The sequence below is a fragment of the Lentzea atacamensis genome, from assembly GCF_003269295.1.
GTDB classification, from domain to species: Bacteria; Actinomycetota; Actinomycetes; order Mycobacteriales; family Pseudonocardiaceae; genus Lentzea; species Lentzea atacamensis.
The window spans coordinates 180,815-199,957 of the sequence record NZ_QLTT01000004.1 but is presented as its reverse complement, the minus strand read 5'-3'; the positions used below and the strand labels follow the sequence as shown (position 1 = coordinate 199,957).

The following is a 19,143-nucleotide window of genomic DNA, read 5'->3' as shown; positions in this document are numbered from 1 at the left end:
TGCCTCGACGCACGTCCGATATGTCCAGGTGCTTTCACCGATTGTGCCAGGTCACCACAGTTGATCTCCGGCGGGCGGTTCCAGCCCCAGGTGGTGCCACGCTGCGGGCGTCGCCACTCGGCCGCGTGGTGTCCGGGCCAGCATGCCAGCCCGCACCAAATACGGTTCGCACACCTCTTCCACCGTGGTCGGTTCCTCACCGACCGCGACCGCGAGGGTCGACACCCCGACGGGGCCGCCGTTGAAGCTCTTGACCAGGGCCGTCAGGACCGCGCGGTCGAGCCGGTCGAGGCCGAGCTGGTCGACGTCGTAGACCTCCAGGGCCTGCCGCGCGATGTCCTCCGTGACCCTGCCGTCGGCCCTGACCTCGGCGAAGTCGCGGACTCGGCGCAGCAGCCTGTTCGCGATGCGGGGTGTGCCGCGGCTACGGCCCGCGATCTCGATGGCGCCGTCGTCGTGGAGGTCGACGCCGAGGATCTTGGCGCTGCGTTTCACGATGAGGTCGAGCTCGTCGGCGCTGTAGAACTCCATGTGGCCGGTGAAGCCGAACCGGTCGCGCAGCGGGCCGGTGAGCGCTCCGGACCTGGTCGTGGCTCCCACCAGCGTGAACGGGGCGATGTCGAGCGGGATGCTGGTCGCTCCTGGGCCCTTGCCGACGACGACGTCGACGCGGAAGTCCTCCATCGCGAGGTACAGCATCTCCTCCGCGGGCCTGGCCATGCGGTGGATCTCGTCGATGAACAGGACGTCGCCCTCGACCAGGTTGGACAGCATCGCCGCGAGGTCGCCCGCGCGTTCGAGCGCCGGGCCGCTGGTGATGCGGATGGCGCTGCCCAGCTCCTTGGCGATGATCATGGCCAGGCTGGTTTTGCCGAGGCCGGGAGGGCCGCTGAGCAGCACGTGGTCCGGGGCGGTGCCGCGGCGCATGGCGCCGTGCAGGACGAGTTCGAGCTGTTCGCGCACCCGCTGCTGGCCGACGAACTCGTCCAGGTCGCGGGGGCGGAGGGTGGTTTCGACGTCGCGCTCGGCCGGCGCGGCGAAGGGGCTGAGCTCGTCCTCGGTCACTTGCGCCCCAGGGTCGCGAGGGCGCGGCGCAGGACGGCGGGGGTGGACTGGTCCGGGTTCTCGGCGAGGACGTTGTCGACCGTGGCTTCCGCGGCCTTGGCGGGGAAGCCGAGGCCGAGCAGCGCCTCGACGACGTGGTCGCGGGTCTGGCTGTGCGCGGGCCGGGTGGGCGCCGGGAGGGCGCCGACCTTGTCGCGGAGCTCGATGATGAGGCGTTCCGCGCCCTTCTTGCCGATGCCGGGGACCTGGGTCAGCACGGTGATGTTGCCTTCGGCCAGCGCGTGGCGGAGCTTGTCCGGTTCCAGCACGGCGAGGGTCGCCAGCGCGATGCGCGGGCCGATGCCGCTGACGGTCTGGAGCAGGCCGAACAGCTCGCGGGCCTCGGCGTCGGCGAACCCGAACAGGGTGAGGCTGTCCTCGCGGACGACGAGGGTGGTGGCGAGGCTCGCCTCCTCGCCGCGGCGCAGGGTGGCGAGCGTGGTCGGGGTCATCTGGACGGCGAACCCGACGCCGCCCACCTCGACGACGGCGTGGTCGAGGCCGACGTGCTGCACCTGGCCGCGCAGTGACGAGATCACCTGGTTCCTCCGGACTTCACGAGCTGGACCTTAGACAGTTCGCTTGGCGGCTTCGGCCAGCTTGGCCTTGTGCACACGGGCGAGTTCGGCAGCGCGTGCCTGCGCCTCCTCCATGCGGTTGCGCATCGGCGCGCGCCAGTGGTGGCAGATGGCCAGGGCGAGGGCGTCCGCCGCGTCCGCCGGCTTGGGCGCCACCTTCAGCCCCAGCAGCTTCGTCACCATCGCCGTCACCTGCGCCTTGTCCGCGCGCCCCGATCCCGTGACGGCGGCCTTCACCTCGGACGGCGTGTGGAACTCGACCGGCAGGTTCCGTTGCGCCGCAGCCAGAGCCACCACGCCCGAAGCCTGCGCGACCCCCATCGCGGTGCGGACGTTGTGCTGCGCGAAGACCCGTTCGATGGCCACGATTTGCGGCTCGTAGCGGTCCAGCCACTCGCAGACACCCACGTACAGCTCGTGCAACCGCACGGACAACGGGGCGTCCACGCGTGTGCGCAGGACGTCGACCGCGACCATGCGCACGGTCCGGCCGGGTCCGCCGTCGACCACGCCGAAGCCGCACCTGGTCAGACCGGGGTCGACCCCGAACACGCGCACGACAGCCCAACTCCCCGCAACCGGAACGAACAACCGTTCGAACCATATCCGGTGCGCCGAAGAGGGACTTGCACCGACACGGTTCGACAAGTCCACACCGGCGTCACTACGGTGGTCGGGTTTCGATCACGGGAGTAGCGGTGAAGAGGTTCTGGCTCGTTGTGGGGTGCGTCGGCACCTTCATGGCGGTCACCATCCTCACCGCGCTGGCCGCCCCGCGTGAGGTCGGCCTCGCGATCGACAAGGTCGTGCAGCTGTTGTTCGCCGTGGCGGCACTGCTCGCCTACGCGCGTCGGCGCGACGGCTGGATGACCGCGGCGATGACGAGCCTGACCGTCGCGCTGTCCGCGTGGATCTGGGGTCAGCAGATCCTGGGCGTACAACTGCCGACGACGACGATCGCGCCGCTCGGGTTCACGCTGGTGCCGGTGCTGTGCCTGGCAGCCGTGGTCGTCAGGGCGCAGCAGCGCCGCGCCGACGACCTGCTGCCGAACTACCGCAGCCGCACGGTCGTGGTGCTCGACGGGCTGATCGTGATCGGGTCGCTGTTCGTGCTGACGTGGGTGTCGGCGCTCGAGTCGCTGACCCGAGCGTGGGCGACCGAGGGGCCCGGTTTTGCCACGGTGGTCGCGCATCCCGCCGCGTACCTCGTGCTACTCGTGGCGATCGTCGTGATGTCGTGGACGCATCAGTCCGTGCGTCAGTGGCCGATGCTGTTCGTGGCGCTGGCCGGTGTCGCGCAGTCGTCGTCGGGCTGGGTGTTCGCGTTCTACATCTCCAAGGGGATCACGGCGATCCCGGCGAGCGCGGACATCGGTTTCATGCTGTGCCCGGCGTTCTTCTTCCTCAGCGCGCTCGCCCCGGCGCGCAACCTCGAACCGTCGTCCGGCCGCATGCGCATGGCCGACCTGCTGCACCTGCTCGTGCCGTACGTGCCGCTCGCGATCACGGGCCTGTTCGTCGGCTGGAACACCGCGACCGGCGGCCGGCTCAACCCGGTGGAGATCTACGTCGGGATTCTGGTGGTGTGCCTGGTGATCGTGCGGCAGCTGCTGACGATGATGGACAACATCCGGCTGATGGACCAGCTCCGCGTCTCCCGCGAACAGCTGCGGCACGAGGCGACGCACGACCCGTTGACGGGTGTGGCGAACCGTTCTCTGTTCCGGGACCGGTTGGAGCGCGCGCTTGCGGTGAGGGATCGCTCGCGGCCGTTGATCCTGCTGTTCATCGACGTGGACGGGTTCAAGGCGGTCAACGACAATTACGGGCACGCCGAGGGTGACATCGTGCTGCGCAACGTCGCGGCACGGCTGGAGAACAGCGTCCGGCCGGAGGACACCGTGGCGCGGCTGGGCGGTGACGAGTTCGGTGTGCTGGTCGACGGCGGGGACGCGGACGACATCGGCGCGCGCCTGCTGGACGCTCTCGCGCATCCGCACCAGGTGCACGGCCGAGTTCATCACGTGCACGCCAGCATCGGTGTGGCGCAACGGTTTTCGTACGACCCGACCGTGACGGCCGACGAGGTGCTCGGTGCCGCGGACGCCGCGATGTACACCGCGAAGCGGCTCGGCAAGGGCATGGTCGTCGTGCACGGTTCCCCGCTTCCGGAGATGACGTGACCCCAGAGCAGCTGATCGCCTCCCTCGGCATGCAGGAGCTTCCCGTCGAGGGCGGCTACTTCGCGCAGACGCACCGGTCCGACGAGGTGTCCGCGATCGCGTACCTGCTGCGGTTCCCGGACTTCTCGGGCATGCACGTGCTGAAGCACCTGGAGATCTACCACTTCCACGCCGGGTCGCCGTTGCGGATGCTGCTGCTGCACCCGGACGGTTCGGTCACGCGGCCGGAGTTGTCCGCCACCCACCCGCAGGTGGTCGTGCCCGCGGGGGTGTGGCAGGGCAGCACGCCCGCCGGTGACTGGTCGCTGGTCGGCACGGTGGTGGTGCCGCCGTACACCGACGACGTCGTGTCGTTCGGCCATGCGGACGAGCTGTGCGCGCGGTATCCCGCTCATGCCGCGGAGATCCGGCCCCTGTGCCGCTTCTAGGCTTCTAGGATCTTGGGAATGGCGCTTGTTTCGCTCAACGGCATCGACCTGAACGTTCAGACCGAGGGTTCCGGTGAGCTGGTGGTGCTGGTCATGGGCACCGGCAGTCCGGGTCGCGTCTGGCGCACCCATCAGGTGCCCGCACTGGTCAAGGCCGGCTATCGCGTCGCCTACTTCGACAACCGGGGCATCAAGCCGTCGTCGGAGTGCGCGGACGGCTTCACGATGGACGACATGGTCGCCGACACCGCCGCGCTGGTCGAGCACCTGGGCGGACCGGCGCACGTGATCGGCACGTCGCTGGGCGCGCGCGTCACCCAGGAGCTGGCGCTGGCCCGCCCGGACCTGCTGCGCAGCGCGGTGATGATGGCGACCTGCGCCCGGTCCGACCCGGTGCAGCTGGCGTGGTCGCGCGGCCTGATGGACTCCTACGACAAGGGCCTCGAAGTGCCGGCGTCCTTCTACGCTGCGGCCGCGGTGGTCCGCAACCTCTCCCCCTCGACGCTGAGCGACCCGCTCGTCGCCCGCGACTGGCTGCAGATGTACGAGTTCGCCGGCTCGTCGCTCGGCCCCGGTCACCGCGCGCAGCTGGCGCTGACCGACTTCGAGCCGCGCCTCGACGCGTACCGGCGGATCTCGGTGCGGTCGCTGGTGATCGGTTTCGCCGACGATCTCGTCCTGCCACCCCGCCTGTCGCGCGAGGTGGCGGACGCGATCCCCGGTGCCCGCTACGCCGAGGTCGCCGACTGCGGGCACATCGGTTACCTGGAGCGGCCGGACGAGGTCAACCGGCTGCTGGTCGAGTTCATCGATCGAGCCTGAACTCGTCCGTCGTCGACCCGCCGGCCAGCACGTCGATGTACCCGCTCAGCACGTAGGTGCCGCGCGGCGTGCGGGCCGCCGTGGTCGGCGCGGTCTTCCAGTCGCGCTGGGACTTCACCTGCCACGTGCGGGTGTCGAGCACCGTGACGGCGTTCTCGCCCGGCGCGGCCAGCTTGTTCGTGACGACCACGAGGCCCTGCGGGGTGAGCGTGAGGCCGTCCGCGCCGGGCAGCTTGGGCGCTGGCAGTTCCTCGACGTGGCCGCGGGTGACCTTGAACAGCGTGCCGTTGGTGTAGTGGCCGGTGATGAGGAATCCCCTGGGGTCCCAGACGATCCCGTTGTTGCCGAACGACGCTCCGCCCAGGCGCGGGTCCTTCGCGAACGCCGAGACGGTGCCCGCGCGGTCGACCTTCCAGATCGTGTCACCCCGTGTGCCGGTGACGTAGGCGTTGCCGAACGGGTCGACGGCCACGTCGTTGGCGCCGTTGGGGATGTCGATCAGGCTGATCGTGCGGCCGGTGCGCAGGTCGAAGATCCCGAGCCCGGACTGGCCGGGGTCCTGCCGTTCGCCGTAGCCGATGTCGCCGAACGCGACGAGCAACCGCCCGCGGTCCACCTGGACGCCGAACGTCGACACCATCTTGGTGCCGCTGACCAGCGTGCGGACCCTGCCGGTGGTGCTGACCAGCGACACCGTGCCGTGGCGCAGTGAGCTGACCAGGAACTGGCCGCGGGTCGGATCCCACTGCACGCCCTCGGGGTGCAGCGACTCGGCGACGGCTTCGATGTGCCTCGGTGTGGCTGCCGCTGAGCCCGTGACCAGCAACAACGCCGCCATGACGGCAAGCGCGACGCGCATTGCTTCCCTCCAGTAAGAGCACTGATAGATATCAGAGTTCTGATAGCCATCAATACTCTTACCACACTCCTACGATGAACGGATGCGCAGCGGTGATCGGATCGGCGGTGACATCAAGCGCGCCGAGCTCGAGCTGATGGCCGCGAAGTCGGCGGCGGTGAAGCCGGCGGGCCTGACCGTGCCGCAGTACTCGGCGCTGCTGGCGTTGAGCGACCACCCTGGGGCGCCCGCGGCGGAGCTGGCGCGGTTGTGCCTGGTCACGCCGCAGACGATGACGACGATCCTGCAGAATCTGGTCGCCATGGGGCTCGTGGAGCGCACGCCGCACCAGTGGCAGCGCAACGTGCTGGAGAACCGGCTGACCGAGGCCGGTTACGCGAAGTTCCGCGAGGCCGACAAGGGCGCGGTCGCGGTGGAGCAGAAGCTGGCGGACGCGTTCACCGAGGAGGAGCGCACGCAGCTGCGCGCGCTCCTGCAGCGGTGTTCGGCGGTGCTCAGCGAGAGCTGATGAACTCGAAGGTCTCGTGGACCATGCCGTCGAGGAACCGATCGCGGTCGAACGCCGGATCCTCGTCCATGCCGGGCGGCGGCACGTGCACGAAGCTGAAGTGCCCCGCTTTCGGCACGACGCGCAGGTCCACCTCGGCCGGTGCGGACTTCAGGACCTCGGCCTGCGAGGGCGGCACGACCGGGTCGAGCTCGCCGACGTAGACGAGCATCGGCGTCCTCACCTCGTCGAGGGCGCCCGGAGCCGCGAACCAGCCGGCGGCCGGCGTGTACAGCACGAGGCGGCTGACGCGGGAGTCCCTCGGTACGTCGAGCGGCTTGCCCTCCCTGCCCCACGGTGTGGCGCCGGCGAGGCACAGTGCAGCCCAGGCGCCGATCGAATGGCCGATCACGGCCACCTCGGCATCGGGGCCGACGCCCCGCAGCGCTTCCACCAGGCCAACAGGACGCGCGAGATAGTCGTCCCAGGTGGCGTGCTGCGGGTGCAGCCGGTCGAACGCCGGCGCGATGACCCGGTGCCCGTGGGCCTCGAAGTGATCCAGCAGCGGGCGATGCCGTTCGGGGTCACCGCCTCCGCCGACGGCGAAGAGCACAACGCGTTCCAAGATCAAATCCCCCTCAGCGATGGGCAGCCTGACCGGTGGGCCTGATCAGGATCTCGTTCACGTCCACAGTGGACGGCTGGGACACCGCGTAGAGCACCGCCCTGCCAACGTCTTCCGGTGCCAGCTTCGGATCGTCGGCCCTGGACGGCGGGATGGCGTCGGTGTCGACGAGTCCCGGCTGGACGACGGTGACGCGCACCCCGGTGCCCACCGCCTCGGCGCGGATCGCCTGAGCCAGCCCCGTGACCGCCCACTTGGTGGCCGAGTACAGGTTTCCCGGCCGCACGCCGCGCCCGGCGGCGGACCCCGTCAGCACCAGATGCCCGCCGGAACGCATCAGCGCGGGCATCGCCGCACGCGCCGTGAACGCGGGCCCGCAGACGTTCGTGACCACCATGTTCGTCCACTCGGAGGGCTTCGCTCCGGCGGTGGAGACGAACGAGGTGTCCACCGAAACCCCGGCGTTGGCGAAGACCACGTCGATCCGGCCCCACCTCGATTCGACGCGTGCCATGAGGTCCTGCACGGAATCCCAGGAGGAAACGTCGCATCTCGCGTCCCACCCGCGATCCCCGACAGATTCTTCGGCCGAGCGCGAGGCCCTGACCACGCGATACCCCGCGTCGGCTGCCAGCGCGGCGGTCGCCGCCCCGATGCCGCGGGAAGCGCCGGTCACCACGAAGACGTTCTCCATGATCCAGACCCTAGTCAGGGAACTGTCAGTGCCGCCTGTTTTGATGTCGCGCATGAATTTGAACCGCAGGTCCGTGTTCGGGCTGGGAACCGTCGCGGCCGCGACGGCCGTGCTCGGCTCCAACGGTGCAGCACAGGCACAGGATGACGCGGAGGCCGAGATCGAACGTTCCCCGGCCACCGCAGACAGGTCACGCAGGCGCGTGGCGCAGGTCTACCGGCGGCAGACCCGCAAGGCGCGGGGTGAGTGGTCGTCGCTGATCACGATCGCCGACCTCGACGGCACCACGAAGTCCGCGGTCGACGAGAACGCGGACAAGGTCGTCGAGGCCTACAGCGTCAACAAGGTGGCGGTCGCCGTCGCCGTCCTCGACAAGGTGGACCGCGGGCTGATCAAGCTCGACCAGAAGGTCACGGTGTCCGCCGGCATCGTCATCCAGGACACCGACGGCATCTTCGCGCTCGACGGCGCGTACCCGAGCGAGGTCACCATCGGCCACGCTCTCGCGAACCTGCTCACCGTCTCCGACAACACCGCGGTCCGGCTGTGCGGCCTGGTCGTGCCGGCGCTGGAGCTGAACCAGATCCTGCGGGACAAGGGCTTCGTGCACACGCAGGTCGTGCCGGTCGCCAACCCGAACCGGTTCTTCCTCGGCACCACGACGGCGCGCGAGACGCACACGTTGCTGCAGAAGCTGGTCGACGGCCAGCTGCTGTCCGCGACCTCGACGGCGTACCTGCTGAACATCCTGCGGGCGACGGCGAGCTTCACCGACGGCGTACGGCTGAACCTGACGACCAACGAACGCCTGCGGGTCGCCACGAAGGCCGGCTGGTTCGAGGACGGGCGCAACGAGGCCGGGATCATGTTCAGCGAGGACAATCGGGCAATCCTGATCTACTCGATGTTCGCGTCCGGCACGTTCGCCGGTGACAAGGCCCAGAACGACGCCGACTTCAGCACCACGCACCCGGCTGTCGCAGCTCGCGCCGAGCTCGGCCGGTCGATGTTCGACGCCGTCATCAAGATCACGACCACGAAGCCGAAACACCGTGCAAAGGTTTACAAGTCCGTCAACGGCGGCTGATCGCTGAGATTTATCTGAAATCTGGACCAAAGACCTCTGGTTTTCGGATATATACATACCAACGCCGGGGTCGGTCGTCGCCGCCGTCGACGACCGGCTTCCCCGCGTTTCTCTACAGCGCCGGTTCCACAATGGAGTGGTACCTGCGTGAAACCTCCTTGATCACCTCGTCGAAGTCCGCCGCCCAGATGTCGGCGTTGAAGATCTCCACCTCGACGTCCCTCGAATATCCCGTCGCGGCGACGTGCCTGGTCAGACGGTCCAGGTCGATGTCGCCATCGCCCGGATAACCGCGGCCCAGCAGCACGTCCGCCGGCACCGGCGTGAGCCAGTCGCACACCTGGTACGACGCGATGCGCTCCCCCGCGCGCACGATCTGCGCGTCGAGGTCCGGGTCCCACCACACGTGCAGCGCGTCCACGACGACGCCGACCGACTCGTGCTTCTCGGCGATGTCCAGCGCCTGCGCCAGCGTCGACAGCACGCCACGATCCGCGCAGAACACCGGGTGCATCGGCTCCAGCGCCAGCGTCACGCCCGCCGACTTCGCCTCAACGGACAGCTCCGCGATCGCGTGCGCGACGCGTTGACGTGCGCCGATCAGGTCCTTGTCGCCCGCGACACCGCCGACGACCATGACCAGCGTGTCGGTGCGCAGCGTCGCCGCTTCTTCGATCGCTCGCCGGTTGTCGTCCATCGCGGCGCGGTTGTCGACCGCGGTCAGAAACCCGCCGCGGCACAACGACGACACCCGCAGGCCCGCGTCCGCGACGAGTTTCGCGGTGCGTTCCAGGCCGTGGTCCGCGACCGGTTCCCGCCACAGCCCGATCGCCTCGATGCCGTGCCGCACGCAGCCTTCGACGGCTTCGGCGACCGTCGCGCGCTTGATCGTCGCCTGGTTCAACGAGAGGCGAGCCACTGCTGCCACCGCCCTTCAGCGAAATCGGGGTCGATGACACCGGCGATCTCGGCGAGCCGCTTCGCCTCGGCGAGGTGCTCGACGCTGCGCGCGGATTCCAGGCCGTCGAGCAACAGGAATCGTTCCTGGTGCCCGGCCAGCCACGCCAGGAACACCACGCCGGTTTTGTAGTAGTAGGTCGGCGTGCTGAACAGATGGCGCGACAACGGAACCGTCGGCGCCATGATTCGGTGGAACTCCGCGGTGTCACCCTCGGCGAGTTTCGCGAGAGCTTTCGCCGCCACCGGGGCGATCGGGTCGAAGATGCCGAGCAGCGCGTCGCTGTGGCCGTGCTCGTCGCCCGCGATCAGGTCCGGGTAGTTGAAGTCGTCACCGGTGTAGCAGCGGACCCCGGCCGGGAGCCGGCGGCGCAGGCCGATCTCGTGGCCCGCGTCGAGCAGCGACACCTTCACGCCGTCGACCTTGTCCGGGCGTGCCGCGATGATCGACAGGAAGTTGTCGGTGGCCCTGTCGACCTCGGCCGAGCCCCAGTAGCCTTCCAGCGCCGGGTCGAACGCCGTGCCGAGCCAGTGCAGGATGACCGGCTCACTGACGTTGTCGAGCAGCGTGCCGTAGACCTTCTCGTAGTCCTCCGGGCCCTTCGCGCACGCCGCGAGCTGCCGGGAACACATCAGCACGGGCTGCGCGCCCGCCTCCTGCACGACGTCGAGCTGCTCCAGGTAGGCCTTCAGCACGTCGTCCAGGCCGGGCTCACCGGTGAGGTGGTCGGTCGCGACGCCCGCGCAGATCCGCCCGGCCTTCTCCGCGGCGCTGCGGCGGATCAGCTCGGCGGCGGTCGGCCAGTCGAGGCCCATGCCGCGCTGCGCGGTGTCCATCGCCTCCGCGACTCCCAGGCCGTGCGACCAGAGGTGGTGCCGGAACTTCAGCGTCGCGTCCCAGTCGACCGTGCGCTCGTCCTTCGCCACGACGTGTGCCGCGGCGAACACAGTCCGGACATGTTGATCTTGGCTAGACATTGCGGATCTCCACGCGGCGACCCTCCGAAGAGGACTGCAGACCGGCGGCGGCCAGCGCGACACCCCGTGCGCCCGCGCGGAAGTCGTGCGGGAACGGCGTGCCCTGGTAGACGTGCCGCAGGAACTCCGCCCACTGCACCTTGAAGCCGTTGTCGAAGTCCTCGTTGTCCGGCACCTGCTGCCACTGGTCGCGGAACGGGTGCGTGACCGGCAGATCCGGGTTCCACACCGGCTTCGGCGTGACGGCGCGGGACTGCACGAAGCACTCGCGCAGCCCCGCGACCGCACTCCCCTCGGTGCCGTCCACTTGGAACTCGACGAGCTCGTCGCGGCGCACGCGCACGCACCAGGACGAGTTGATCTGGGCGATGACGCCGTTCTCGATCTCGAAGATGCCGTACGCGGCGTCGTCGGCGGTCGCGTCGTAGGCGTTGTTCTGCTCGTCCCAGCGCCTCGGGATGTGGGTGACGGCCTTCGCCGTGACCGCCTCGACGCGGCCGAAGAGGTCGTGGAGCAGGTAGCTCCAGTGGCAGAACATGTCGGCGACGATGCCGCCGCCGTCCTCCGCCCGGTAGTTCCAGCTCGGGCGCTGCGCGGGCTGCCAGTCGCCCTCGAAGACCCAGTAGCCGAACTCGCCGCGCACGCTGAGGATCCGGCCGAAGAAGCCGCCGTCGATCAGCCGCTTGAGCTTGCGGATGCCGGGCAGGTAGAGCTTGTCCGCCACGACGCCGTGCTTCACGCCCTTGGCGTCGGCGAGCGCGGCCAGCCCGAGCGCTTCCTCGACCGTCTCGCTGACCGGCTTCTCGGTGTAGACGTGCTTGCCGGCCTCGATGGCCTTGGTGATCGACTCGACGTGCCTGGACGTGACCTGCGAGTCGAAGTAGATCTCGACGTCCGGGTCCGCGAGCGCCCCGTCGAGGTCGGTGGTCCAGCGCGCGAGGTCGTGCCGTTCCGCGATCTCCTTGAGCTTGTCGGCGTTGCGCCCGACGAGCACGGGTTCGACCTTGATCACGGTCCCGTCCGGCAACCGCACGCCTTCTTCGCGCAGCGGGAGGAGGGACCGGACCAGGTGCTGGCGATATCCCATCCGCCCGGTGACGCCGTTGACCGCCACTCCGATGGTCCGAACCGCCATCACACCTCCCTGGTAGCAGCGCTGGAAAGCGCTTTCCCGCCACGCTAATCGTGGCACTTGACGGCCGTCAACCTCCGCGCGAGTTAGTCTCAGCGCTCACATGCACGTTGACGGAGGTGGTCGTGTCCGCCCGACAGGTGACGCTTGCCGAGGTGGCCAAGCAGGCTGGGGTGTCGCTGGCGACGGCCTCGCGCGTGCTCAACGGCAGCACGCGGCAGGTGAGCGAGGAGCTGAGCGACCGCGTCCTGCGCACGGCGGAGCAGCTCGGCTACGTGCCGAACGCGTCCGCGCAGGCGCTGGCCCGCAACTCCAGCTCCCTCGTCGGCCTGGTCGTCCACGACATCACCGACCCGTACTTCTCCTGCATCGCGGCGGGCGTGACCCGCGTGGCCGAGGAGGCAGGACTCGTCGTCGTGCTGGGCACGACCGGGCGGCGGCCCGAACGCGAGGTGGAGCTGGTCTCCACACTGCGGGCGCACCGGGCGCGGGCGATCGTTCTGGCCGGTTCGCGGACGACCGACCGCACGGCGCAGGCGCGGCTGGCGGCGGAGATCGACGCGTTCACCGAGCAGGGCGGGCGTGTCGCGTGCGTGTCGCAGGCGAAGCTCGGCACCGACACGGTCGTCCCCGGCAACCGCGCGGGCGGCCGGGCGCTGGCCCGTGCGCTGACCGAGCTCGGTCACAAGAGGTTCGCCGTGCTGGCCGGCCCCTCCGAACTGTTCGTGGCACGTGATCGGCTCGCCGGGTTCAAGGCGGGGCTCGCGGACGCCGGCGCCGCGCCGCCGTTGGTGATCAACGGCGCGTTCACGCGCGACGGCGGATACGAGGCCGCGCTGGAGCTGCTGGCGTCGAAGTCGCGCGCCACCTGCGTGTTCGCCGTGACCGACGTGATGGCGATGGGTGCGATGGCCGCGTTGCGCGAGCGTGGCGTGCGGGTGCCGGAGGACATGTCGATCGCCGGGTTCGACGACATCCCGACGCTGCGCGACACGGTGCCCGCGCTGTCGACGGTGCGGCTGCCGCTGGAGGAGATGGGCGAGATCGCCGCAGGTCTCGTGCTGGATCCGGGCGGTGACGAGGCACGCACCGTCCGTGTGGCGGGCGAGGTGGTGCTCAGGGCGTCCACTGCCCACAATTAGACTCGTCTGGCTGTTCACGTACTTAGTCATGAGGAGTTGAGCCGTCCCCATGGGGTCTGGCCCCGGCTGGCATACCAACCCGGTCCCTTGTTCCGTTGGAGCGCGTAGGTGACCGGAGCCCTGTTGAGCGTGCTCGGTCTGGTCGCCGTCGTGGCGCTGACCGCGGGCACCTTCATCGCGGTGGCGGCGGAGTTCTCGCTGACCGCTCTGGAACGCAGCACCGTCGAGCGGCACGTCGCCGAGGTCGGTGACGCGAAGGCGCGGACCATCGACCGCGCGCATCGGACGTTGTCCTTCCAGCTCTCCGGCGCGCAACTCGCGATCACGCTGACCACGCTGATCACCGGGTACATCGCGGAGCCCGCGATCGCGTCCCTGATCGAGCCCGGCCTGACCGCGCTCGGCGTGCCGGTGGCGGTGGCCGGCGGTCTGTCGCTGGCTCTGGCGCTCGCGATCGCCACGGCGTTGTCGATGGTGTTCGGCGAGCTGGTCCCGAAGAACCTCGCGATCGCCCGGCCGCTGCAGACCGCGCGCCTGGTCGTGGGGATCCAGGCGGGGTTCTCCACAGTGTTCCGGTGGCTGATCAACTGGATGAACAACTCGGCGAACTGGCTGGTCCGCCGCTTCGGCGTCGAGCCGGTCGAGGAGCTCGCGTCGGCTCGTTCACCCGAGGAGCTGGGCGCTCTCGTCCGCACGTCTGCCGAGCACGGGACGCTGGACCAGGGCACCGCGGTGCTGCTGGACCGGTCGCTGCGGTTCGGTGACCGGACCGCGGATGAGCTCATGACGCCGCGCGTGCGAGTGGAGGCTTTGCGGGCCGACGCGACCGTTGCGGATCTCGTGCTGAAGGCGCGCGAGACCGGGTTCTCGCGATTTCCGGTGCACGACGGGTCGCTGGACGAAGTGCGCGGCATGGTGCACGTGAAGCAGGCATTCGCCGTGCCCGCCGCTCTGCGCGGGACGACTCCTCTCTCCGCTCTGACGCGGCCGGTCACCTCGGTGCCGGAGACGCTGGAGGGCGACGCGCTGCTGGACCGGCTGCGGGCTTCGGGCCTGCAGACGGCGCTGGTCGTGGACGAGTACGGCGGCACGGCGGGCATGGTGACGCTGGAGGACGTGGTCGAGGAGATCGTCGGCGACGTGCGCGACGAGCACGACCGCGGCGAGGCCGCGCCGGTGCGGTCGCTGGGCAAGGGCAGCTGGCTCGTGTCCGGGCTGCTGCGGGATGACGAGGTGGCCGAGGCGACCGGGTTCCGCATGCCGGTCGGTGACTACGAGACGCTGGCCGGGCTCGTGCTGGCCCGGCTCGGGCGCATTCCGGATGTCGGCGACGAGATCCGGGTCGACGGATGGCGGGTGACCGTCATGCGGATGGACCGCCATCGCGTGGCCGAGCTGCGGGTGGTGTCGTCGTGAACTTCTTCATCGTCGTGTTGTTGCTGGCGGGCAACGCCTTCTTCGTCGGCGCCGAGTTCGCGGTGATCACCGCGCGGCGGGACCGGTTGGAAGCGTTGGCGGACAAGGGTTCTTCACGCGCCCGTACCGCGATCAAGGCTTCGCAGCAACTGCCGTTGCTGATCGCGGGCGCGCAGCTGGGCATCACGTTGTGTTCTCTGGGGCTGGGTGCGATCGCCGAGCCCGCGCTGGCTTCTGTGCTTGAGGGTCCCCTCAGCGCCATTGGACTGCCGTTGGCCGTGGTGCACGGTGTGGCGTTCGCGGTGGCGCTGGTCATCGTCGTCGCGCTGCACACGATTCTCGGCGAGATGGTGCCGAAGAACCTGGCGATCGCCGGCCCGGAGCGGGCGGCGGTGTGGCTGGTTCCGGTGCACTACGGCTTCTCGCGGATGATCGCGCCAGCGCTGGCGCTGTTCACCGCTGTCGGGCGGTGGGTGCTGCGCCGCTTCGGCGTCGAGCCCGTCGACGAGCTGGAGTCGGCCTACACGCCGGACGAGCTGGCGCTGCTGATCGGGCAGTCGCGGTCGGAGGGGTTGCTGGAGGACTCCGAGCACCGGCGGCTGGCGCAGACGCTGTCCTCGGCCGAGCGCACGGTGGCCGACGTGCTGGTGCCGCTGGAGCGGCTGACGACGGTGTCGGCTTCACCGACGGTCGGTGAGATCGAGGCCGCGGTGGCGGCCACCGGGTTCTCGCGGTTCCCGGTGCTGTCGGACACCGGCTTGATCGGGTATCTGCACGTCAAGGACGTGCTGGACCTGGAGGGCGCGGCGACTCCGGTGCCGCGCGCTCGGGTGCGCGGCCTGCCCGAGGTGCCCGTGGACGCTCGTCTGGACGAGGCGCTGGCCGCGTTGCGCCGTGCGCAGTCGCACCTCGCGCGCGTGGTGGATGCCGACGGTGCGGTGCGCGGTGTCGTGGCGTTGGAGGACCTGCTGGAGGAGTACGTCGGCACCGTCCGGGACGGGACGCACGTCCGCTGGGTCTAGCTTCACCTGATCGGGGTGTCATCGAAACGCTGTTTCGTTTCTCTCGCTATACGAGGAACGCGTGGCGGGGAGCGACTCCGGGAGGGTGTGGGTATGGCGGTGGTGCTGGGGGCCGGGGACGTCGAGGTGGACCTGCCGCGGCTGGCGGTGGAGCTGACGGAGGCGCTGCGGGCGGGCGCGGCAGGCCCGGCGGGCGCGGCAGGCCCGGCGGGTGCAACGGGCCAGGCGGGCGCGGCGGGTCCAGGGCAACGGGTGCGGGTGCCGGTGACGCCGGACGTCACGGCCATGATCCTGGTGCCGGGGCTGGCGCCGGGCATCCCCGCCTACACGGTGAAGGTGCACGCCAAGAACCCGAACCGCTCCCCCGCCATCACCGGCGTGATCTGCCTGCACGACCTGGAGACCGGCGACCTGCTGGCCCTGATCGACAGCGCCGGCCCGACAGCGCTGCGCACCGGGCTCGGCGGCGCGCTGGGAGCCCACCTGCTCGCGTGCCCCGACGCCCGCACCGTGACGGTGATCGGCGCCGGAACCCAGGGCCGCGCGCAGCTGGAGGCGCTGGCCGCACTCCGGCCGATCGACTCGGTGGAGGTGCGGGACACGAACCCCGCGGCGGAGGCGGAGTTCGTGGCGTGGGCGGAGAGGCTCGGCATCACGGCAGTGGCGGGCGACGCGTCGGGAGGCGTCGGGGAGATCGTGTTGATGGCGACGTGGTCGCGGGAGCCGGTGTTGCACCGGGTTCCGCCGGGCACCCACGTCACCAGCCTCGGGGCGGATGAGCCGGGCAAGGCCGAGCTGGCGCCGGAGTTGCTGGCTGGCGCGCTGGTCGTGGTGGATGATGCCGGGCTGGCGCACGTTGCCGCGGACACGACGATCGGGGCGGTGTTGCGCGGGGAGCACGCTGGGCGGAGCAGTCCGGATCAGGTCACGGTGTACAGCCCGGCCGGGTTGCCGATGCAGGATCTGGTGATCGCGTGGCACGTTTATCGCAACGCGTGTCGAAAGTCGCCTGCCGTGTTCGACGTGGGGATGAGCCGGCGGTGAGCCACACGGGAGGCAGGGCGATGAGCAGGGTTTACACGGGGGCCAGCACGTCGATCGACGGGTACGTCTCGGGGCCGGACTTCTCCGGGTTCGAGCACCTGTTCAAGTGGTTCAGCTCCGGGGACGTCGAGGTGGCCGGGATGCGGACGTCGCAGGCCAGCGCGGACTACTACGGTGCGCTGCTCGCGAACACCGCTACAGAGTGAAGTATGGGGATGCGGCTTCGCAGGGTGAATGACGCTGACGCGGCGGAGTTGCCGCGGGTCGTGACGGAGTCGCTCGCGCATCTGCGGCCGTGGGTGTCATGGGTGTCCGATGACTACGACGCTTCGTCCGTCGCCGGCTTTCCCGCCGCGTCGAAGGTCGGCTGGGAGAACGGGACGTTGTTCAACCACGCGATCACGGTCGACGGCGCCGTCGTGGGTGTGGCCGGTGCGGACCGGGCGGGTGACGTGGTGGAGATCGGCTCCTGGCTGCATCCCGCCCACACCGGGCGCGGCCACACCACCCGCGCGGTCGCCGAGCTCGTCGAGTTCGCGTTCGGGCTCGGCGGTGTGCGCAGAGTTCAGATCTGGCACGACGAAGCCAACATCGCGAGCGGTGGCGTGGCGCGGCGGCTCGGGTTCACCGAGACGAACTGACCGCCGAAGCCCATGACCGGCGACTGCAGGCCGGGCAGGATCTCGGCGGTCGTGCGTTCGATCGAGAGCTGGTAGATCTCCTGCTTCGGTGTGGACACCAGTGGTCTGAGCACGGGCGGTACCGGCATCGCGCGTGTCCACGGCACTGGTTCCGGTTTCGTACCGGTGAAGTTCTTCGACTCCTGGAACTCGCCGTGCGCCGAGGCTTCATGACCCCCGGCCGGCGCGAGCAGTTGCGGCACACCGAACACGCCTGCCACAAGTCCTCCCGCCGCGAGCACACCTCGTCTGTTGAGCATCGCTGTTCCCCTTGGCACGTCCGACAAATGCGGCGAAACCTACGCCGGACGTTCAGGGGGAACACCTAGTTCCGAACGATGCTCACGTGTGCCGCGCCGAGTGTCTCAAGAGGCCAGTGCGGCCTTCACCGAACGAGTGAGGTCGTCGGCGAGCACCTCGTCATCACCGTTCCGAATCGCTTGCAGCACCTGGGAAACGACGTCCTCCGGCGCGATCTTGGGTGCGTCGACGCCCGACGCCATGTCCGTGTCGATGAACCCGGCGTGCACGGCGATGACGCGAGTTCCCTGTTCCCGCAACGCTTCCCGCGTCGACTGCGTCAGCGACCACCCCGCCGCCTTGGACGCCGCGTAACCGCGCGCGCCCGGCCAGCCGATGAAGGACAGGACGCTCAGGACGTTGACGAGGACGCCGCCACCATTGGCTTTCAGAATGGGCGCGAACTGGTCAGTCGTGCGGACGAGGCCGTAGAAGTTGACGTCGAACTCCGTCCTGATGCTGTCGACGTCCTCGCCACCGATGGCCACGCCCGCGTTGTTGATGACGATCGAGACGTCGCCGAGCTCCTTGGCCGCGGCCGCGACGGACGCGTCGTCGGTCACGTCGAGCTGGACCGGGATCACGCCGTCGTCCACAACGGACGCCGGGTTGCGCGCGCCGGCGTAGACCTTCGCCCCCTGTTTCGCGAGCTCTCGGGCGAACGCACGGCCGAGCCCGCGGTTGGCACCGGTCACCAGCACCACAGCACCGTTGAAGTCCATCACTACCTCCTGAGTTTGAATTTCCAACTCACCGTAGCGGGTGTCAGTTTGATTTGCCAACCCACTGCTAGGATGGTCACATGGCACCTCGAACCTGCTCGATGGCGAACGCACTGGAGGTCGTGGGCGAACGCTGGTCGCTGCTCGCGTTGCGCGAGGTCTTCTTCGGCAACACCCGGTTCGACCAGATCGCGGCGAACACCGGCGCCTCCCGCGACGTGCTCGCCGCGCGCCTGAAGAAGCTGGTCGCCGCCGGCGTGCTGGAGAAGCGCCCGTACTCCGACCACCCGCCGCGCCACGAGTACCACCTGACCGAGGCGGGGCGCGCGCTGCACAACGTGATGCTGCTGCTCAAGGAGTGGGGCGACGCCTACGTGACCGAGGGCCCGCTCCCCCTCGTGTGGGAGCACTCGTGCGGCCACGTGCTCCAGCCGCGCGTCGTGTGCGCGTCGTGCGGCGAGGAGGCGACGCCGGAGTCGCTGACCCCCGCACCGATTCCGGCGGCGTCGTGAAGGACGAGCTCGCCGCGCGGCTCGAAGCCATGCGGCGGCAGATCGGTGCCAGGTGGGTCGTCGGGTTCGAGAACTTCGACGGGGGCCACCCGTTCATCGAGGTCGCGGAGGGGCCGGTGTACCGGCTCACGGCGTACGAGCGGGGGAAGCGGCTGTTCACCAAGGAGACGACGGAGCTCGACGAGATCCTGTACTGGGCGATGTACGAGGTCACCTGGAACATGGCGTACGGGTACGCCGTGGAGCATCCGGTGGAGGACGAGGAGCAGCGGTTCACCGCGTTCCGGCGGCAGGAGGAGCTGCTGGGCACGCTCAACCCCGCGTGGGTGGAGCGCGCGCGTGCGGCCAGGCCCACCCACTAGGTTGTGCAC

At 69.6% G+C, this 19,143-nt stretch carries 24 protein-coding genes; 13 read left to right on the top strand and 11 right to left on the bottom strand.

Features of this window, described 5'->3' with window-relative positions:
• Positions 1-51: 51 nt before the first annotated feature.
• From ruvB to ruvC, 3 genes are read right to left on the bottom strand one after another with little or no spacing between them, the layout of a single operon-like run.
• Complete coding sequence (gene ruvB, locus C8D87_RS19910; RefSeq protein WP_109637325.1) at positions 52-1,065, bottom strand: Holliday junction branch migration DNA helicase RuvB; 1,014 nt, start codon at positions 1,063-1,065, stop codon at positions 52-54.
• A complete protein-coding gene (ruvA, locus tag C8D87_RS19905; protein WP_109637322.1) occupies positions 1,062-1,643 on the bottom strand; it encodes a Holliday junction branch migration protein RuvA in 582 nt (193 codons plus the stop codon). The genes ruvB and ruvA overlap by 4 nt, the downstream gene beginning before the upstream one ends.
• Before the next feature lie 30 nt (positions 1,644-1,673).
• Entirely contained in the window at positions 1,674-2,240 is a 567-nt protein-coding gene (ruvC, locus tag C8D87_RS19900; RefSeq protein ID WP_109637320.1) for a crossover junction endodeoxyribonuclease RuvC, read from the bottom strand.
• A gap of 140 nt (positions 2,241-2,380) precedes the next feature.
• Between ruvC and C8D87_RS19895 the strand changes: the two genes are divergently transcribed.
• Genes C8D87_RS19895 through C8D87_RS19885 form a run of 3 tightly spaced genes read left to right on the top strand, consistent with a single transcriptional unit; the run spans position 2,381 to position 5,115 of the window.
• Positions 2,381-3,865, top strand: coding sequence for a GGDEF domain-containing protein (locus tag C8D87_RS19895; protein ID WP_233442209.1), 1,485 nt, complete (start codon positions 2,381-2,383; stop codon positions 3,863-3,865).
• Positions 3,862-4,293 carry a cupin domain-containing protein gene (locus tag C8D87_RS19890; RefSeq protein ID WP_112227883.1) on the top strand — a complete coding sequence of 144 codons (432 nt, stop codon included), beginning with the start codon at positions 3,862-3,864 and terminating at the stop codon, positions 4,291-4,293. Before C8D87_RS19895 ends, C8D87_RS19890 begins: the two co-directional genes overlap by 4 nt.
• An 18-nt stretch (positions 4,294-4,311) precedes the next feature.
• The gene (locus C8D87_RS19885) at positions 4,312-5,115 is read left to right on the top strand and encodes an alpha/beta fold hydrolase (protein WP_112227882.1); all 804 of its coding nucleotides are present in this window, start codon (positions 4,312-4,314) and stop codon (positions 5,113-5,115) included.
• On the opposite strand, the gene C8D87_RS19880 is transcribed toward C8D87_RS19885, so the two are convergent.
• Positions 5,099-5,974, bottom strand: a complete 876-nt coding sequence (locus C8D87_RS19880) for a hypothetical protein (RefSeq protein WP_109637313.1) — start codon at positions 5,972-5,974, stop codon at positions 5,099-5,101. The genes C8D87_RS19885 and C8D87_RS19880 overlap by 17 nt on opposite strands.
• Positions 5,975-6,056: 82 nt before the next feature.
• Between C8D87_RS19880 and C8D87_RS19875 the strand changes: the two genes are divergently transcribed.
• On the top strand, positions 6,057-6,482 hold the full coding sequence (locus C8D87_RS19875; protein ID WP_109637310.1) for a MarR family winged helix-turn-helix transcriptional regulator: 426 nt from the start codon (positions 6,057-6,059) through the stop codon (positions 6,480-6,482).
• Here the strand turns inward: C8D87_RS19875 and C8D87_RS19870 are convergent.
• A complete protein-coding gene (locus C8D87_RS19870) occupies positions 6,469-7,086 on the bottom strand; it encodes an alpha/beta hydrolase family protein (RefSeq protein ID WP_146231584.1) in 618 nt (205 codons plus the stop codon). The two genes, C8D87_RS19875 and C8D87_RS19870, sit on opposite strands and share 14 nt — an antisense overlap.
• A 13-nt stretch (positions 7,087-7,099) precedes the next feature.
• A complete protein-coding gene (locus C8D87_RS19865) occupies positions 7,100-7,783 on the bottom strand; it encodes an SDR family oxidoreductase (RefSeq protein ID WP_109637941.1) in 684 nt (227 codons plus the stop codon).
• A gap of 49 nt (positions 7,784-7,832) precedes the next feature.
• On the opposite strand from C8D87_RS19865, the gene C8D87_RS19860 reads away from it, so the two are divergent.
• The gene (locus C8D87_RS19860) at positions 7,833-8,867 is read left to right on the top strand and encodes a serine hydrolase (protein WP_109637306.1); all 1,035 of its coding nucleotides are present in this window, start codon (positions 7,833-7,835) and stop codon (positions 8,865-8,867) included.
• A 112-nt stretch (positions 8,868-8,979) separates the two neighbouring features.
• On the opposite strand, the gene C8D87_RS19855 is transcribed toward C8D87_RS19860, so the two are convergent.
• The 3 genes from C8D87_RS19855 to C8D87_RS19845 are packed head-to-tail and all read right to left on the bottom strand — an operon-like array spanning position 8,980 to position 11,937.
• The gene (locus C8D87_RS19855; RefSeq protein WP_112227880.1) at positions 8,980-9,795 is read right to left on the bottom strand and encodes a sugar phosphate isomerase/epimerase family protein; all 816 of its coding nucleotides are present in this window, start codon (positions 9,793-9,795) and stop codon (positions 8,980-8,982) included.
• Positions 9,768-10,772 carry a dihydrodipicolinate synthase family protein gene (locus tag C8D87_RS19850; protein WP_233442208.1) on the bottom strand — a complete coding sequence of 335 codons (1,005 nt, stop codon included), beginning with the start codon at positions 10,770-10,772 and terminating at the stop codon, positions 9,768-9,770. Before C8D87_RS19850 ends, C8D87_RS19855 begins: the two co-directional genes overlap by 28 nt.
• 22 nt (positions 10,773-10,794) lie before the next feature.
• Positions 10,795-11,937 carry a Gfo/Idh/MocA family protein gene (locus C8D87_RS19845; protein ID WP_109637300.1) on the bottom strand — a complete coding sequence of 381 codons (1,143 nt, stop codon included), beginning with the start codon at positions 11,935-11,937 and terminating at the stop codon, positions 10,795-10,797.
• Positions 11,938-12,059: 122 nt separating this feature from the next.
• On the opposite strand from C8D87_RS19845, the gene C8D87_RS19840 reads away from it, so the two are divergent.
• The 6 genes from C8D87_RS19840 to C8D87_RS19815 all read left to right on the top strand — a co-directional run bounded on the left by C8D87_RS19840 (position 12,060) and on the right by C8D87_RS19815 (position 17,199).
• Complete coding sequence (locus tag C8D87_RS19840) at positions 12,060-13,076, top strand: LacI family DNA-binding transcriptional regulator (RefSeq protein WP_112228247.1); 1,017 nt, start codon at positions 12,060-12,062, stop codon at positions 13,074-13,076.
• Between the two features lie 108 nt (positions 13,077-13,184).
• Positions 13,185-14,492 (top strand): hemolysin family protein, encoded by a 1,308-nt coding sequence (locus C8D87_RS19835; protein WP_112227878.1) that lies wholly within the window; start codon positions 13,185-13,187, stop codon positions 14,490-14,492.
• Positions 14,489-15,514 (top strand): hemolysin family protein, encoded by a 1,026-nt coding sequence (locus C8D87_RS19830; RefSeq protein ID WP_233439588.1) that lies wholly within the window; start codon positions 14,489-14,491, stop codon positions 15,512-15,514. Before C8D87_RS19835 ends, C8D87_RS19830 begins: the two co-directional genes overlap by 4 nt.
• Before the next feature lie 93 nt (positions 15,515-15,607).
• Complete coding sequence (locus C8D87_RS19825) at positions 15,608-16,558, top strand: ornithine cyclodeaminase family protein (protein ID WP_170166503.1); 951 nt, start codon at positions 15,608-15,610, stop codon at positions 16,556-16,558.
• Positions 16,559-16,578: 20 nt separating this feature from the next.
• The gene (locus C8D87_RS19820; RefSeq protein WP_146771792.1) at positions 16,579-16,764 is read left to right on the top strand and encodes a hypothetical protein; all 186 of its coding nucleotides are present in this window, start codon (positions 16,579-16,581) and stop codon (positions 16,762-16,764) included.
• 24 nt (positions 16,765-16,788) lie between these two features.
• On the top strand, positions 16,789-17,199 hold the full coding sequence (locus C8D87_RS19815) for a GNAT family N-acetyltransferase (RefSeq protein ID WP_170166502.1): 411 nt from the start codon (positions 16,789-16,791) through the stop codon (positions 17,197-17,199).
• Here the strand turns inward: C8D87_RS19815 and C8D87_RS19810 are convergent.
• Complete coding sequence (locus tag C8D87_RS19810) at positions 17,124-17,498, bottom strand: hypothetical protein (protein WP_146771791.1); 375 nt, start codon at positions 17,496-17,498, stop codon at positions 17,124-17,126. The two genes, C8D87_RS19815 and C8D87_RS19810, sit on opposite strands and share 76 nt — an antisense overlap.
• Before the next feature lie 105 nt (positions 17,499-17,603).
• Complete coding sequence (locus C8D87_RS19805; RefSeq protein WP_112227873.1) at positions 17,604-18,260, bottom strand: SDR family oxidoreductase; 657 nt, start codon at positions 18,258-18,260, stop codon at positions 17,604-17,606.
• 80 nt (positions 18,261-18,340) lie between these two features.
• Between C8D87_RS19805 and C8D87_RS19800 the strand changes: the two genes are divergently transcribed.
• A complete protein-coding gene (locus tag C8D87_RS19800) occupies positions 18,341-18,772 on the top strand; it encodes a winged helix-turn-helix transcriptional regulator (RefSeq protein ID WP_112227872.1) in 432 nt (143 codons plus the stop codon).
• Complete coding sequence (locus C8D87_RS19795) at positions 18,769-19,134, top strand: Imm63 family immunity protein (protein WP_112227871.1); 366 nt, start codon at positions 18,769-18,771, stop codon at positions 19,132-19,134. Before C8D87_RS19800 ends, C8D87_RS19795 begins: the two co-directional genes overlap by 4 nt.
• Positions 19,135-19,143: the final 9 nt, after the last annotated feature.